Annotated in this window: 18 protein-coding genes; 7 read left to right on the top strand and 11 right to left on the bottom strand. The window is 60.3% G+C overall.

From position 1 onward, the window contains the following. The first annotated feature begins 11 nt into the window (after window positions 1-11). From CKW22_RS12595 to CKW22_RS12585, 3 genes are all read left to right on the top strand, one after another. Complete coding sequence (locus tag CKW22_RS12595; protein WP_012274070.1) at window positions 12-605, top strand: phosphoheptose isomerase; 594 nt, start codon at window positions 12-14, stop codon at window positions 603-605. Beyond that, window positions 602-1,180: a BON domain-containing protein gene (locus CKW22_RS12590; protein WP_033702844.1), complete on the top strand. Its 579-nt coding sequence runs from the start codon at window positions 602-604 to the stop codon at window positions 1,178-1,180. Before CKW22_RS12595 ends, CKW22_RS12590 begins: the two co-directional genes overlap by 4 nt. 101 nt (window positions 1,181-1,281) lie before the next feature. After that, entirely contained in the window at window positions 1,282-1,500 is a 219-nt protein-coding gene (locus CKW22_RS12585) for a YgdI/YgdR family lipoprotein (RefSeq protein ID WP_047582670.1), read from the top strand. Window positions 1,501-1,551: 51 nt separating this feature from the next. Here CKW22_RS12585 and CKW22_RS12580 read toward each other — a convergent pair whose 3' ends face one another. The 7 genes from CKW22_RS12580 to rplM form a co-directional block, all read right to left on the bottom strand. Then, window positions 1,552-1,983, bottom strand: coding sequence for a ClpXP protease specificity-enhancing factor (locus CKW22_RS12580; RefSeq protein ID WP_033702846.1), 432 nt, complete (start codon window positions 1,981-1,983; stop codon window positions 1,552-1,554). 10 nt (window positions 1,984-1,993) lie between these two features. Next, a complete protein-coding gene (locus CKW22_RS12575) occupies window positions 1,994-2,617 on the bottom strand; it encodes a glutathione S-transferase N-terminal domain-containing protein (RefSeq protein ID WP_033702847.1) in 624 nt (207 codons plus the stop codon). Window positions 2,618-2,734: 117 nt separating this feature from the next. After that, the gene (locus CKW22_RS12570) at window positions 2,735-3,514 is read right to left on the bottom strand and encodes a cytochrome c1 (protein WP_033702848.1); all 780 of its coding nucleotides are present in this window, start codon (window positions 3,512-3,514) and stop codon (window positions 2,735-2,737) included. Then, window positions 3,514-4,725 (bottom strand): cytochrome bc complex cytochrome b subunit, encoded by a 1,212-nt coding sequence (locus CKW22_RS12565; RefSeq protein WP_033702849.1) that lies wholly within the window; start codon window positions 4,723-4,725, stop codon window positions 3,514-3,516. Before CKW22_RS12565 ends, CKW22_RS12570 begins: the two co-directional genes overlap by 1 nt. Beyond that, window positions 4,725-5,318 (bottom strand): ubiquinol-cytochrome c reductase iron-sulfur subunit, encoded by a 594-nt coding sequence (gene petA / locus CKW22_RS12560; protein ID WP_027593998.1) that lies wholly within the window; start codon window positions 5,316-5,318, stop codon window positions 4,725-4,727. The genes CKW22_RS12565 and petA overlap by 1 nt, the downstream gene beginning before the upstream one ends. Window positions 5,319-5,580: 262 nt before the next feature. Beyond that, window positions 5,581-5,973 carry a 30S ribosomal protein S9 gene (gene rpsI, locus CKW22_RS12555; RefSeq protein ID WP_033702850.1) on the bottom strand — a complete coding sequence of 131 codons (393 nt, stop codon included), beginning with the start codon at window positions 5,971-5,973 and terminating at the stop codon, window positions 5,581-5,583. Between the two features lie 14 nt (window positions 5,974-5,987). Continuing rightward, window positions 5,988-6,416 (bottom strand): 50S ribosomal protein L13, encoded by a 429-nt coding sequence (gene rplM, locus CKW22_RS12550; protein ID WP_008097538.1) that lies wholly within the window; start codon window positions 6,414-6,416, stop codon window positions 5,988-5,990. Window positions 6,417-6,673: 257 nt separating this feature from the next. Here rplM and CKW22_RS12545 point away from each other — a divergent pair, with 257 nt between their 5' ends. Both CKW22_RS12545 and CKW22_RS12540 read left to right on the top strand, forming a co-directional pair. Then, window positions 6,674-7,714, top strand: coding sequence for an NADP(H)-dependent aldo-keto reductase (locus CKW22_RS12545; RefSeq protein WP_095064196.1), 1,041 nt, complete (start codon window positions 6,674-6,676; stop codon window positions 7,712-7,714). Between the two features lie 235 nt (window positions 7,715-7,949). Then, entirely contained in the window at window positions 7,950-8,870 is a 921-nt protein-coding gene (locus CKW22_RS12540; RefSeq protein WP_077068765.1) for a GlxA family transcriptional regulator, read from the top strand. A gap of 113 nt (window positions 8,871-8,983) precedes the next feature. Here the strand turns inward: CKW22_RS12540 and zapE are convergent, their stop codons facing one another. The 3 genes from zapE to CKW22_RS12525 form a co-directional block, all read right to left on the bottom strand. Then, a complete protein-coding gene (zapE, locus tag CKW22_RS12535; protein ID WP_033702852.1) occupies window positions 8,984-10,078 on the bottom strand; it encodes a cell division protein ZapE in 1,095 nt (364 codons plus the stop codon). A 124-nt stretch (window positions 10,079-10,202) separates the two neighbouring features. After that, a complete protein-coding gene (locus tag CKW22_RS12530; protein ID WP_033702853.1) occupies window positions 10,203-11,552 on the bottom strand; it encodes a tryptophan--tRNA ligase in 1,350 nt (449 codons plus the stop codon). A gap of 25 nt (window positions 11,553-11,577) precedes the next feature. Continuing rightward, on the bottom strand, window positions 11,578-12,213 hold the full coding sequence (locus CKW22_RS12525) for an alpha/beta hydrolase (RefSeq protein ID WP_095064195.1): 636 nt from the start codon (window positions 12,211-12,213) through the stop codon (window positions 11,578-11,580). Window positions 12,214-12,348: 135 nt separating this feature from the next. On the opposite strand from CKW22_RS12525, the gene CKW22_RS12520 reads away from it, so the two are divergent. Next, a complete protein-coding gene (locus tag CKW22_RS12520) occupies window positions 12,349-12,786 on the top strand; it encodes a YhcB family protein (RefSeq protein WP_027593992.1) in 438 nt (145 codons plus the stop codon). 465 nt (window positions 12,787-13,251) lie between these two features. Here the strand turns inward: CKW22_RS12520 and CKW22_RS12515 are convergent, their stop codons facing one another. Then, window positions 13,252-14,457 (bottom strand): methionine gamma-lyase, encoded by a 1,206-nt coding sequence (locus CKW22_RS12515; RefSeq protein ID WP_095064194.1) that lies wholly within the window; start codon window positions 14,455-14,457, stop codon window positions 13,252-13,254. Between the two features lie 127 nt (window positions 14,458-14,584). Here CKW22_RS12515 and CKW22_RS12510 point away from each other — a divergent pair, with 127 nt between their 5' ends. Continuing rightward, window positions 14,585-15,064, top strand: a complete 480-nt coding sequence (locus CKW22_RS12510) for an Lrp/AsnC family transcriptional regulator (protein WP_027595326.1) — start codon at window positions 14,585-14,587, stop codon at window positions 15,062-15,064. Window positions 15,065-15,113: the final 49 nt, after the last annotated feature.

Below are 15,113 nucleotides of genomic sequence, written 5' to 3'. Positions count from 1 at the left end.
AAGGTCACCAGATGGACATGCAATCCCGAATTCGCCGGCTGTTCCAGGCCAGCATCGATACCAAGCAACAGGCAATGGACATCCTGGCACCGCACATCGAGCAGGCCAGCCTGGTCATGGTCAATGCGCTTCTCAACGAGGGCAAGATGCTCGCTTGCGGCAACGGCGGCTCGGCCGGCGATGCCCAGCACTTCTCGTCGGAGCTGCTCAACCGCTTCGAGCGCGAGCGCCCGAGCCTGCCGGCCATAGCACTGACCACCGACAGCTCGACGCTGACCTCGATCGCCAATGACTACAGCTACAACGAAGTCTTTTCCAAGCAGATCCGCGCCCTGGGCCAGCCCGGCGATGTACTGCTGGCGATTTCCACCAGCGGCAACTCGGCCAACGTGATTCAAGCGATCCAGGCCGCACATGATCGCGAAATGATTGTCGTAGCATTGACCGGGCGTGACGGCGGCGGCATGGCTTCGCTGCTGCTGCCCGAGGACGTGGAAATCCGCGTGCCTTCGACGGTCACCGCACGTATCCAGGAAGTCCACCTGCTGGCGATCCACTGCCTGTGCGATCTGATCGACAGCCAATTGTTCGGGAGTGAAGAATGACCCCTATGCGCCTCGGCCTGATGGCCCTGACCCTGTGCCTGAGCGTCACCGGCTGCAGCTCGGTGCTGACCTCGACCCGTAACTCGCCCATCGAGGACGATCGCGGCACGCGCACCATCGGCAGCAAGATCGATGACTCGCTGATCGAAACCAAGGCTGCGGTCAATATTTCCAAAGCCAGCCCAGACCTCGACAAGGGCTCGCACATCGTTGTCAGCAGCTACAACGGCATCGTCCTGCTTGCCGGCCAGACCCCTCGCGCCGAGCTCAAGAGCCTGGCCGAGCAAACGGCTGGCCAGGTGCAGCGCGTGAAGAAGGTGCACAACGAACTGCAGGTGATGCAGCCCTCCTCCATCCTGGCGCGCAACAACGACGCCTGGCTCACCACCAAGATCAAGACGCAGATGCTGACTGACAACGCCGTGCCAAGCTCGCGCATCAAGGTGATTACCGAGAACGGTATCGTCTACCTGCTCGGCCTGGTGACCCAACAGGAGGCCAATGCTGCCACCGGCGTGGTACAGAGCGTGTCGGGCGTGCAGAAGATCGTCAAACTGTTCGAGTACATCGACTGATTGACGGGCTCCCTGAACCGGCCTCTTCGCGGTTGACCCGCGAAGGGCCGGCACAGGCAGCAACGTTGCTCCAATCCTTCCAGATACCCAGGAAACACCGCATGAAAAAGCTTTTGCTGCCCGCCCTGCTGTTTGGCACCTTCGCCACCCTGGCTGGCTGCTCCACCCCAAGCCTGATCACCCTCAACGACGGCCGTGAAATGCAGGCTGTCGACGCTCCGAAGTTCGAAAAGGACTCCGGTTTCTACGAATTCCAGCAACTCGACGGCAAGCGCACCCGCATCAACAAAGACCAGGTACGCACCATCAGCGACCTGTAATCGCAGGCGCGCTGCAAATAAAAAGGCGATCCGGTTGGATCGCCTTTTTTGTTACTTGACCACTTTCAGGCTTGGCCGCCCCGTCGGGCGCGGCGGCTGGCCACCGCCTTCTGGCGGGCCATCATCATCCGGCTCGACATCGTCGTCTTCAAGCTCCTCGCCTTCCATCAGCGACGGCTCCAGCTCGAAGACCATGCCCTGGCCGTTCTCACGGGCGTAGATACCGAGGATCGCGCCAATCGGCACGTACAGCGTGTGGGCAACACCACCGAAGCGGCCCTCGAAGCTCACTGCCTCGTTATCCATGTGCAGGCTGCGCACGGCACTGGGCGAGATATTCAGGACAATCTGACCATCACTGGCAAAACCTTGAGGCACCTGGACTGCCGGATACTCGGCATTGACCAGCATATGGGGCGTGCAATCGTTGTCGACGATCCACTCATACAGTGCTCGAACCAGATAGGGGCGACTGGAGTTCATCAACAGCTCCTTAAAGCTTGCGCATTTCACGTTCAACGGAGGACAGGCTCGCCAGGAAAGGCTCGCGGGCGAACTGTCGCTCCATGTAATCCAGCAGCGGCTTGGCTTGCCGCGGCAATTCGATACCCATTACCGGCAAACGCCAGAGTATGGGCAATAGACAACAGTCGACCAGGCTTTGCTCATCACTCATGAAGCAGGCGAACTCACCGAACAGCGGCGACACCCCCGTCAGACTCTCACGCAACGCCTTGCGCGCTTCGGCGTGGGCAGCATCGCTGTTGCGCACGTCGAGCACCGTATCGGCCAGGGCACACCAGTCACGCTGGATGCGATGCATGAGCAGGCGGCTGTTGCCACGCGCCACAGGGTACACCGGCATCAAGGGCGGATGCGGATAACGCTCTTCGAGGTACTCCATCACCACGGTCGACTCATACAACGCCAGGTCGCGGTCGACCAGGGTCGGCACGCTCGCATAGGGGTTAACCTCGACCAGCTTGGGCGGCAGGCGGCCAGGGTCGACGTCGATGATCTGCACACTGATGCCTTTCTCGGCAAGCACGAGGCGTACCCGATGAGAATAGTGATCAGTGGGGTCGGAATAGCAGGCTAACCTGTTGGTTGCGCCCATGTAGCGCCTCCTCGTACGGGATGCTCGTAACACTCAAAATGAAAACGCGCCCGGGGCACCCTGGCAAACCTGCCAGAGCCCCCCGGGCGCGTTCAACTACCAGAAATTACTGCGTGATCAGTGCACGTCCTTCCAGTATTCACGCTTGAGCAAATAGGCGAATACGAAGAAGAAAGCCAGGTACAGCAACACGTAGGTACCGATGCGCTGGCTTTCCAGTTTGACCGGGTTGGCCGAATAGGCCAGGAAGGTCACCAGGTTCTTGACCTTCTCGTCGAACTGCTCGGTCGTCAGGGTACCGGAATTCGGCGTGATGGTCAGCTGGTCACACGCTTCATGGGTCAGCGGGCTGCCCGTCAGCGGGTCAAACTGCTTCTTGCCATCGACTACGCTCTGTACCTGCTTGCAGCCAACCACCTGGTTGCCCTGTAGACCAACCAGCACGTTGGGCATGCCAACGTTAGGGAACACCTTGTTGTTCACCCCATAAGGGCGCGACGGGTCCTCATAGAAGCTGCGCAGGTAAGTGTACAGCCAGTCTGTGCCACGCACCCGGGCAACCAGGGTCAGGTCGGGCGGCGCAGCGCCGAACCAGGTCTTGGCGTCGTTGGGGCGCATGCCGATCTGCATGTGGTCGCCGATCTTGGCACCGGTGAAGACCAGATTCTCGAGCATCAGCTCGTGCGGGATACCCAGGTCGTCGGCCACCCGCTCGTAGCGCTGGAACTTGGCACTGTGGCAACCCATGCAATAGTTGGCAAAGGTTCGCGCGCCATCCTGCATGGCTGCCTTGTCGGTCAAGTCGATGTCGACCTTGTCCAGCTCCAGGCCATGTTCTGCGGCGAAGGAAAAGGCAGGCATCACGGCCAGCAAAAATACTGCAATCAACTTTTTCATCAGCCAGTCACCCTTTCCGGAACCGGTTTGGTCTTCTCGAGCCTTGTGTAGAACGGCATCAGCAGGAAGTAGGCGAAGTACAACACCGTGCACACCTGCGACAGCAAGGTGCGGCCAGGCGTCGGCGCCAGCACGCCCAGCACACCGAGGATGACGAAGGACACGCAGAACACCAGCAGGAAGAGCTTGCTGATCCAGCCCTTGTAGCGCATGGAGCGCACCGGGCTGCGGTCGAGCCAAGGCAGCACGAACAACACGGCGATCGCGGCCCCCATGGCGATTACGCCCATCAGTTTGTCAGGCACCGCACGCAAGATCGCGTAGAACGGCGTGAAGTACCACACCGGTGCGATGTGCTCCGGCGTCTTGAACGCGTTCGCCTGCTCGAAGTTCGGTTTTTCCAGGAAGTAACCGCCCATTTCCGGGAAGAAGAACACCACGGCACAGAACACGAAGAGGAACACCACCACGCCGACAATGTCCTTGACGGTGTAGTACGGGTGGAACGGGATACCGTCCAGCGGAATACCGTTTTCGTCCTTTTTCTTCTTGATGTCGACGCCATCGGGGTTGTTCGAACCCACTTCGTGCAAGGCCAGGATGTGCAGCACCACCAGGCCAAGGATGACGATCGGCAGGGCAACCACATGCAGGGCGAAGAAGCGGTTCAGGGTGATGCCGGAGATCAGGTAGTCACCGCGAATCCACTGGGTGAGGTCATCGCCGATCACCGGGATGGCGCCGAACAGCGAGATGATCACCTGGGCACCCCAGTACGACATCTGCCCCCACGGCAGCAGATAACCCATGAAGGCCTCTGCCATCAGCGCCAGGTAGATCAGCATGCCGAACAGCCAGACCAGCTCACGCGGCTTCTGATAGGAGCCATAGAGCAGGCCGCGGAACATGTGCAGGTAGACCACGATGAAGAACGCCGAAGCACCGGTGGAGTGCAGGTAGCGCAGGATCCAGCCATATTCGACGTCACGCATGATGTACTCGACCGAGGCGAAGGCCTCTTCCGCCGAGGGCGTGAAGCTCATGGTCAGCCACACACCGGTCACGATCTGATTGACCAGCACCAGCAACGCCAGGGAGCCGAAGAAATACAGGAAGTTGAAGTTCTTGGGCGCGTAATACTTGCTCAGGTGGTCTTCCCACATCTTGGTGGCGGGGAAGCGCGCATCAATCCAGTCCATGAACTTGCTCATCATGCGTTCTCCTGATCGACGCCGATGACAATGATGTCGTCCGACTCATAAGAGTGCGGGGGCACTGGCAGGTTGAGAGGCGCCGGCTGCGACTTGTAGACACGGCCAGCCAGGTCGTAGTGTGAACCGTGGCAAGGGCAGAAATAGCCACCCACCCATTTCGGACCGAGGTCGGCGGGCGCCACTTCCGGGCGGAACGTCGGCGAGCAACCCAGGTGGGTACACAGGCCGACGAGAATGAGTATTTCCGGTTTGATCGAGCGAACCTGCGGGTCGACGTAGGTCGGCTGCACCGAGGCCTTCGACTCGGGGTCGGACAGGTCTGCGGTGATTTTCTTGAGGTTCCCGAGAATCTCTTCCGTTCGCCGTACGATGAACACAGGCTGGCCACGCCACTCGGCCACCATCTGCTGCCCGGCCTCGACCTTGGCAATATTGACCTTCACCGGTGCACCTGCGGCTTTCGCCTTGGCACTGGGAAACCATGACCCCACGAACGGTACCGCAGCCCCCACTGCCCCCGCTGCCCCGACCACAGAGGTCGCGGCTACGAGGAAGCGGCGCCGGCCTGCGTTGACGCCGTCATTACTCATTCAGTCCTCTCCCATCAGCTTGCTTGGCCTGTTGAATCAGGCCTGTACTTAGGTAATGTCTGTGGCACTAAAAATTGGCCGCCATGGTAAGAAACAAATCCACACACTGACAAGGTGATTACCCACTTACGGGCTACAACCCTCGCTTTGCTTGATCTGCGTCTATGCGGTAAGCCGTCACGGACATGCTGACAGGTTAGTTCAAGACATAAAAAAAGCCCGGTTCCAAAGGAACCGGGCTTTTTCGACTGCCGAAGCGGTATTAACGCTTGGAGTACTGAGGACGCTTACGCGCTTTACGCAGACCCACTTTCTTACGCTCAACTTCACGAGCGTCGCGGGTGACGTAGCCAGCACGACGCAGAGCGGCACGCAGGGTTTCGTCGTATTGCATCAGAGCGCGGGTGATACCGTGACGGATCGCACCGGCTTGACCGCTGACACCACCACCAGCAACGGTGACGTAGATGTCGAACTTCTCAACAGTCTCGGTCAGTTCCAGCGGCTGGCGAACAACCATGCGAGCGGTTTCGCGGCCGAAGAACACGTCCAGAGAACGGTTGTTGATGGAGATGTTACCAGTACCCGGACGCAGGAAAACGCGAGCGGTTGCGGTCTTGCGACGGCCAGTGCCGTAATTTTGAGTCGCCGACATAATGAACTATCCCGTTAGATCTTCAGTTCTTGAGGCTGCTGAGCAGTGTGTGGGTGAGCAGCACCCGCGTACACTTTCAGCTTACGGTACATGTCGCGACCCAGCGGGTTCTTCGGCAGCATGCCTTTGACCGCGGTTTCGATAACACGCTCAGGGGCCTTGGCGATCAACTTCTCGAAGTTGATTTCCTTGATACCGCCTGGGAAGCCGGAGTGGGAGTAGTACATTTTGTCGGAAGACTTGGCGCCAGTCACACGGATTTGCTCGGCGTTGATGACGACGATGTAGTCGCCGGTGTCAACGTGAGGGGTGTATTCTGGTTTGTGTTTGCCACGCAGACGGCTAGCGATTTCGGTAGCCAGACGACCCAGGGTCTGGCCAGCGGCGTCGACTACGAACCACTCGCGCTTTACTGTTTCCGGTTTAGCAGTAAAAGTTTTCATTCTCTAAAGCCTCAGAGGCCGCCCAGCGAAAAATAGACGGCGAATCTTACTGGATAGTGCACAGCTTGCCAAGGGCAAGCGCGCAGCCGAACACAGACGCTTTTGGGGGCTCGGGTCGGGCACGCCCATGTTCGACGGGGTTCTTCCTGCGTGGTGGTGCATCACTCCCTCCACACGGAGAGGGTCCGAATTATCCAGATTGCGCGAAAAATTTCAACCTGCTTTTATGGGCTTCTTTGCCAAGGAGAGACTTCCCGATGGAATACCGCCAGCTCGGTCGTACCGATCTCAACGTCAGCGCCCTGTGCCTGGGCACCATGACCTGGGGTGAGCAGAACGTTCAGGACCAGGCCTTTGAGCAGATCGCCATGGCCAAGGCCGCCGGGGTCAACTTCATCGACACCGCCGAGATGTACCCGGTGCCGCCCCGCCCCGAGACCTACGCCGCCACCGAGCGCATCATCGGCAACTGGTTCCGCCAGCATGGCGATCGCGACGACTGGATCCTGGCCAGTAAGGTCGCCGGGCCCGGCAACGGCATCAGCCACATCCGCGATGGCCAACTCAAGCACAACCGCCAGCACATCGTTGCGGCACTGGACGAGAGTCTCAAGCGCCTGCAGACCGACCGCATCGACCTGTACCAGTTGCACTGGCCCGAGCGCAGCACCAACTTCTTCGGCAAGCTGGGCTACCAGCACCTGAGCACAGACCTGTTCACCCCACTGGAAGAAACCCTCGAAGTGCTCGACGAGCAGGTGCGCGCGGGCAAGATCCGCCACATCGGGCTGTCCAACGAAACGCCGTGGGGCACCATGAAGTTTCTGCACCTGGCAGAAACCCGCGGCTGGCCGCGCGCGGTGTCGATCCAGAACCCGTACAACCTGCTCAACCGCAGCTTCGAGGTCGGCCTTGCGGAAATCGCGATCCGCGAGCAGTGCGGGCTGCTGGCCTACTCGCCGCTGGCATTCGGCATGCTCTCGGGCAAGTACGAGAACGGGGCCAGGCCAGAGAACGGCCGCCTGACCCTGTTCAGCCGCTTCGCCCGCTACTCCAACCCACAGACCGTGGCGGCCTGCAGCCGCTATGTGCAACTGGCCCAGGCGCATGGCCTGGACCCGGCGCAGATGGCCTTGGCCTTCGTCACACGGCAACCCTTCGTGACCAGCAATATCATCGGCGCGACCGACCTGGTGCAGTTGCAGAGCAACCTCAAGAGCCTGGAACTGAACCTGGGCGATGAACTGCTGGCGACGATCGAAGCGATTCATCAGGACCAGCCCAACCCGGCGCCTTGATCAAAGCGACAAGCAGCGAGCTTCAAGCTGCAAGACAGAGCGGGTGTGTACTGGCCTGTTTTTCTTGGAGCTTGTCGCTTGAAGCTTGCAGCTGGACAAAAAACATAAGACGATTCAGCCGGTGATTGACCACTCTACCCTATAAGAACAATGACAAATGATGTTTACCCAACCCACCGCTTCACTGCGGCGCGTCAGCATCCTGGCCATTGACAAGGTGTTCGCTTCGACCTTGATGCAAGCCAAGGATTTCTTCCACCTCGCCAGCCTGCGTTACAGCAAGCAGCTGGGCCTGGGCTTGCAGCCCATGTTCGAAATTGGCCTGGTGAGCCCGGACGGCCAGCCCGTGGACAGCTTCAGCAATGTCCAACTGCCGGTCGACGGCGGCCTGAACGATGCCGATATCATCATCCTCCCGGCGTTCTGGGACGATTTCGACAACCTCATGCAGCGTTATCCACAGGTATTGCCGTGGTTGCGCGAACAACATGCCCGCGGCGCCGTGCTGTGCGCCGAAGCCAGCGGTGTATTCTGGTTGGCCGAGTCCGGCCTGCTCGATGGCAAGGAAGCGACAACCTACTGGCGCTTTTTCGCCAACTTCGCCGAGCGCTTTCCGAACATACGGCTGAACCAGGACAAGCACCTGACGGATGCCGACAACATCTACTGCGCCGGCGGTGCCACCTCGGCCTGCGACCTGTACATCTATCTGATCGAGCGCTTCTGCGGGGCCAACGTGGCCCGTGCCGTGGCCCGCGATATCCTCTACGAAGTGCAGCGCAACTACACCCCGGGGCGCATGGGCTTTGGTGGGCAGAAGCTGCACCAGGACCTGATCATCCTGCAGATCCAGCATTGGCTGGAAGAGCACTTCGCCGACAAGTTCCGCTTCGAAGACGTTGCCCGCAACCATGGCATGAGCATTCGCAACTTCATGCGCCGCTTCCAGGGTGCGACGGGCGACAAGCCGCTGCATTACCTGCAACGGTTACGCATCGAGACGGCCAAGGGGTTGTTGTCGAGCACGCGCAAGAGCATCAAGACCATCAGCTACGAGGTCGGCTACGACGATGCCAGCTTCTTTGCCCGCTTGTTCCGCCAGCATACCGAACTGTCGCCGAACCAGTACCGGCAGCAGTTCATGCAGGAAGCCTGAAAGGCTTCCTGAGCGGCAAGCTACAAGCTTCAAGCGGCAAGAAAAAGCCAGAGCAACATGCGGTTTGCCCTGGCTTTTTCTTGCCGCTTGAACCCCGAAGCTTGCCGCTGCCTTTAGGGCTTGTGCGCGCGCGACAGGAACTCGTGTGACTGCATTTCCAGCAACCGGCTCAAGGTACGCTGGAACTCGAAGCTCAGCCGGCCACCGGTGTACAGGTCCTTCAGCTCCACCTCGGCCGAGATGATCAGCTTGACGTTACGGTCGTAGAATTCGTCGACCATGTTGATGAACCGACGGGCGATGTCATCGGTGGCAACGCCCATCTGCTCGACATTGCTCAGCAGAACGGCATGGAAGATCTTGCCCAGCTCGATGTAGTCGTTCTGGCTGCGCGGCCCGTCGCACAGGGCACGGAAGTCGAACCAGGCGACGTCGTCGCAGGTGCGCAGGGCATTGATCGGGCGGTTCTCGATCATCAGCACGTCGTTCTCGACGGCCTGGGTGCACTCCGGCGTCAACGCCTTGAAGCTTGCACGCATGCTCTGGTGCGCGGCGTCATCGAGCGGGAAGTGGAACAGTTCGGCCTGCTCCAGGTGACGCAGGCGGTAGTCGACGCCGCTGTCGACGTTCACCACGTCGGTGTACTGCTTGATCATGGCGATGGCCGGCAGGAAGCGCGCACGCTGCAGGCCGTCCTTGTACAGGCCGTCCGGCACGATGTTGGAGGTCGCCACCAAGGACACGCCGTTCTTGAACAGCTCTTCCATCAGGGTGCCGAGGATCATCGCATCGGTAATGTCGGAGACGAAGAATTCGTCGAAGCAGATCACCCTGGCTTCGTCGCTGAAGCGCTTGGCAATGAGGGTCAGCGGGTTCTTCTCGCCCTTGAGGGTTTTCATCTCCTCGTGCACACGCTTCATGAAGCGGTGGAAGTGCGTGCGCATCTTCTGCTTGAACGGCAGCGCCTCGTAGAAGGTGTCGACCAGGTAGGTCTTGCCACGGCCCACGCCGCCCCAGAAGTACAGGCCCTTGACCGGCGTCTGCTCCTTCTTGCCGAACAACTTGCCGAACATGCCCGGCTTGTTGTTCTGCGCCTGGACCAGGTCGTCGTAGAGGCGCTGCAGGTGACGCACCGCAGTCTCCTGCGCCGCATCATGGAAGAAGTCGGGACGTTTCAGATCTGCTTGATATCGTTCTAGGGGCGTCATGATTTCGTTAGCGAGGCAACAAAAAACGGGCCGTCACTGTAGCGACAGACCCGCTTGATGGCAATCATACATACGGCCATTGTCTCTCAGGCCGCATGCTCAACCGCTCCTACAGTGGAAAGCTTCAGTCCTGCTGCGGCGCCAGCGCCTCGTGCAGGCTTTGAACGGCAGCATCACGGGCTTCGGCGCTTGCGAACTGCGGCCCGTCGGCAACCTGCTCGCCGTTCAGCCACAGGCTGAAGCCCAGGCCTTCGACACGCACATCGGCCTCGCCGCCTTGCTGCAACTGCTTGCTCACAGCGCCCGCACTCTTGCCGTCGGCGAAGCTGCGCGACAACAGCAGTTGCTCGCCATCGGCGGCCAGCAGGCGGAAGCGGAAGCTGCCGTCCTCATCGCGGAAGCTGACGAAGCGCGCGCTCTTGGCTGCCTTTTTCTTGACTTCGGTGCCGGCCTGCACGCTGCTGCGGAACGAGCGCAGGCCAACGGCCTCGCGCAGTTGCTCGAGGAACGGCGTGGCGGTCTTGCGGGCCTTGGCGGCGCCGGCCAGGAGGATGTCTTCCAGGTCCGAGGGGCGCGAAATCAGTTGGTGGTAGTGATCACGCTTCTCGGCCAGTTGCCCGTCCAGCAGCTGGAACAGGCGCTGCTTGGCTTCACCCCAACCCAGGCCCTGCAGCAGCGCTTCGCGGAACTCGGCGCATTGTGCCGGCGTCGAGAACGCCTGGAACAAGGTGAACAGGTGGGCGTTGTCCGGGTCTTTCGCTTCACCAGGTGCACGCGAGTCGGTGACGATGCGCGAGATGGCGTCTTTCATGTCCTTGGCGCTGGTGAACAACGGGATGGTGTTGTCGTAGCTCTTGGACATCTTGCGACCATCCAGGCCCGGCAGGGTCGCCACGCTCTCCTCGATCACCGCCTCAGGCAGGGCGAAGAAGTCTTTGCCCTGGCCGAACAGGTGGTTGAAGCGCTGGCCGATGTCACGCGCCATTTCCACGTGCTGTATCTGGTCACGGCCAACCGGCACCTTGTGGGCGTTGAACATCAGGATGTCGGCGGCCATCAGCACCGGGTAGCTGTACAGGCCCATGGTCACGCCAGCATCCGGGTCTTCGCCGGTTTCCAGGTTCTTGTCCACCGAGGCCTTGTAGGCATGCGCCCGGTTGAGCAGGCCCTTGGCCGCGACGCAGGTCAGCAGCCAGGTCAACTCGGGGATTTCGGGGATATCGGACTGGCGGTAGAAGGTCACCTTGTCCGGATCGAGGCCACCGGCCAGCCAGGTCGCGGCGATTTCCAGGCGCGAGCGCTGGATGCGCTGCGGGTCGTCGCACTTGATGAGGGCGTGGTAGTCGGCCAGGAAGTAGAACGAATCGGCACCGGGTTGCTGGCTGGCGCGGATCGCCGGGCGGATGGCGCCGGCGTAATTGCCCAGATGCGGGGTGCCGGTGGTGGTGATACCGGTAAGGATGCGCGTGGTCATGGGTGTTCGCTTATTCAGGCTTGGCTCAATTCGAAAGGCGCGGCAGCAGCAGATCCTTCAGATCGGTCAGCTTGCCATGGAAGAAGTGTCCGCATTCTGCCACTTTCAGCAGCTCGTGGGGGCGCGACAGGGCGTCAGACCATTCGTAAACCAACTGCGGATCGACGACTTCGTCGCTGTCAGGCTGTACCAGCGTGATCGGGCAGCGCTGCGGCAGCGGGTATTCACTCGTCAGGCGCATCACCGCCGGGGCGATCATGAACAGATGCTGCAGCTCAACGCCTGCGCTTTCCAGGCGCCCTGCCAGGCCGGTGGCGACAAAGCCACCGAACGAGAAACCCATCAGCACCACGGGCAGCCCTGGGTGCTTGGCCTGCAGCCAAGCTGCGGCAGCCTCGGCGTCGGCCACCTCGCCAGCGCCCATGTCGTGGCTGCCGGCACTCTGACCCACGCCACGGTAGTTGAAGCGCAGGGTCACGTAACCGGCGTCACGCGCCGTGCGTTGCAGGGTTGAAACCACCTTGTTGAGCATGGTGCCGCCCTGGACCGGGTTGGGGTGGCAGATCAGCACCGCGCCGCGGGCGTCGGCCACATCCAGGTACAAGGCTTCCAACTGGCCGCAATGGCCGTCGATGAACAAAGGGGTTTCGCGGACAAGCAAGGCACTACTCCGTGACCTCGGGAAGGGTCGATTCGTCTAGGTGAGGAATTCTGTTCTGATTTGCGATCGCTCGCGGTATACAGCGCAGGTCTGAGCCGTTAACGTAAAGCAAAGCCGTTTATAGAGGAAGGACTCGTGGAACTCTCGCTCCTTGTTTGGTTGTTGCCGACCCTGGCCCTGGTCATCGGCGTGGTGGTTGGTTTCGTCGTGGCCCGCCTGCTGCCCAATGCCGCGCCTAGCAGCACGCAACGTCAGCTGGACGACATCCAGCAGCGTTTCGACAGCTACCAGAACGAAGTGGTCACCCACTTCAACAGCACCGCCGTACTGGTCAAGAAACTGACCCAGAGCTACCAGGATGTCCAGGATCACCTGGCCGATGGCGCCAACACCCTGGCCCTCGACGACGTGACCCGCCAACGCCTGCTGGCCGCCCTGCACTCCGAAGCGGCCCAGGGCCCTCGTGACCGGCTTACCCCGCCGAAGGACACGGCCGAAGTGCCACGCGACTACGCGCCAAAAACGCCGAACTCGCCGGGCATGCTCGATGAGAGCTACGGGCTCAAGCGTTGATGCGCTGAAATGAAACAAGGCCTCGCGAGAGGCCTTTTTCTTGTATCCATTTTTTGGAACAACGATGAAAAAACCTGACGAGGCAGTAATGCTGTTCACTTAAGTTCGCCGGGGGCCGCTCTGCGGCCCTTTCGCGGCACAAGGCCGCGCCTACAGTATCCGCGTGAGCCCCGTGAATATTGGCTTACGCGGACGCTGTAGGAGCGGCCTTGTGCCGCGATGGGCTGCGCAGCAGCCCTAAGTGAACAGCATTTTGCCGAGGCAGGTTTTTTCATTTCAGCTCAAGGCTTGCGCCACGGCTGACCGTCCTCATCGTCGTCACCACCGCCACGGCGAATGTCCAGCCTGTAGTTCACTGTTGTCTTCATGGAGATACTCCTTCAAAGATGCGCTGGCCAGATGACCAACGCAGTGAGGATGCTCTTGAGCTAAAGACCAAGGCACAGGGCACAGCTTCCGCCGCCCTCATGCCGCCTGGGTACAGACACGAAGCGCCTGCTCGACATCAGCGATCAGGTCTTCTATATCCTCCAACCCTACCGACAACCGCACCAACCCTTCAGAAATGCCATGGTGCGCACGCTCCTTCGGCGTATAGCTGGAATGGGTCATGCTCGCCGGGTGCTGTGCCAACGACTCGGCATCGCCCAGGCTCACCGCCCGCGCGAACAGCTGCAAGGCATTCATGAACCGCCGCCCTGCTTCGATCCCGCCCTTGAGCTCGAACGCAATCATGCCGCCCGGCAGGCGCATCTGGCGCTGGGCCAGCGCTTGCTGGGCAAACGATGGCAGCCCTGGGTAGTGAATAAGCTCGACCTGCGGCTGGCTCGCGAGAAACTCCGCCACTTGCTGGGCGTTGGCGCAATGGCGGTCCATGCGCAGGGCCAGGGTCTTGATACCGCGCATCAACAACGACGCATCGTGCGGCGACAGCACTGCACCGGTCATGTCTTTCAGCCCTTCCAGGCGTATCCGGTCGATCAGTGCCTTGCGCCCGACCACCAGGCCGGCCGTGATATCCCCATGGCCGCTGAGGTACTTGGTCGCCGAATGCACCACCAGGTCGGCGCCCATTTCCAGCGGCCGCTGCAAATAAGGGGTGCAGTAAGTGTTGTCGACCACGATATGCAAGTCATGCCCGCGCGCAGCATCGGCCACCGCTGCGATATCGACCAGTTGCATGTTGGGGTTGGCCGGGGTTTCGAAGTAGATCATCCGTGTTTTGCTGGTAATTGCCGCCTTGAGTGCCTTGATATCGTTGAGGTCGACGTGATGGATCTTCACCCCGAACTCGCCGATGCCATGGTGCAGGAAGGCGAACGTACAGCCATACAGCGTACGCCCGACGATCAGCTCATCGCCCGGCCGTAGCAGGGTCCATATCGTCGAAGTGATGGCCCCCATGCCCGACGCCAACGCCAGCCCCGCCTCGCCCCCCTCCAGTGATGCCATGCGCTGTTCCAGCAAAGCCAGCGTCGGGTTGGAGATGCGGCTGTAGAAGTGCCCCGCCTCTTCCCCGGCAAAGCAGGCAGCGCCGTATTCGACGGTGGGGAAGGCATAGGTGGCGGTCTGGTACACCGGCGGCACCAATGCGCCACCGTGTGACTGCGGGTCATAGCCATGGTGGATGGCCCGCGTGGAAAAACCGGTGTTGTTATGGGAGTCGCGCATGGCAACAGCCTCTTGTGGTTTGTTATAAGCTTATGCCACCGAGCTGCCTGAATTTTTCCAAAATTGCCCACGCAAACGCGCACTTTTTGGAACAAAAACAACAATTATCCGATCAGGAGGGCAAAACATGCCTTCGAGCCTCGACCGCACCGACCGCGCCCTGCTTGCCGCCCTGCAGGACAACGCCCGCCTAACCGTTTCCGAACTTGCCGACCAGGTGGCGCTGACCACCTCGCCCTGTTGGCGGCGGGTCAAGCTGCTGGAAGATAACGGTTACATCACCGGGTATCAGGCCATTCTTTCCCCCAAGTCGCTGGGGTTTGGGGTGACCGCCTTTGTCAGCATCATGATGGATTCGCATACCAAGGACATGGCGCTGGCGTTTGAAAAACGGTTGATGGAGATACCAGAGATTGTGGCGTGCCATAACATTTCGGGACGGTATGACTTCCTGCTGGAAATACTGGCGCGGGACCTTGAGTCATTTGGCGAATTTACCCGGGAAGTGCTGCAGCGGTTGCCGGGGGTGAAGGAGATTTATTCGAGTTTTTCTTATAAAGCGGTGAAGGAAAGGCGGGTAATTCCAGTCTCAGAAAAACACATATAAGTTGGACTAGGCCGTTGCTCATCCAAATAACAAGGATTGCGTATTGCTC

Source organism: Pseudomonas sp. Irchel s3f19, assembly GCF_900187555.1.
Lineage (GTDB): Bacteria > Pseudomonadota > Gammaproteobacteria > Pseudomonadales > Pseudomonadaceae > Aquipseudomonas > Aquipseudomonas capeferrum.
The sequence above is the reverse complement of the archived record's forward strand: the minus strand, read 5'-3'. Positions and strand labels throughout refer to the sequence as shown.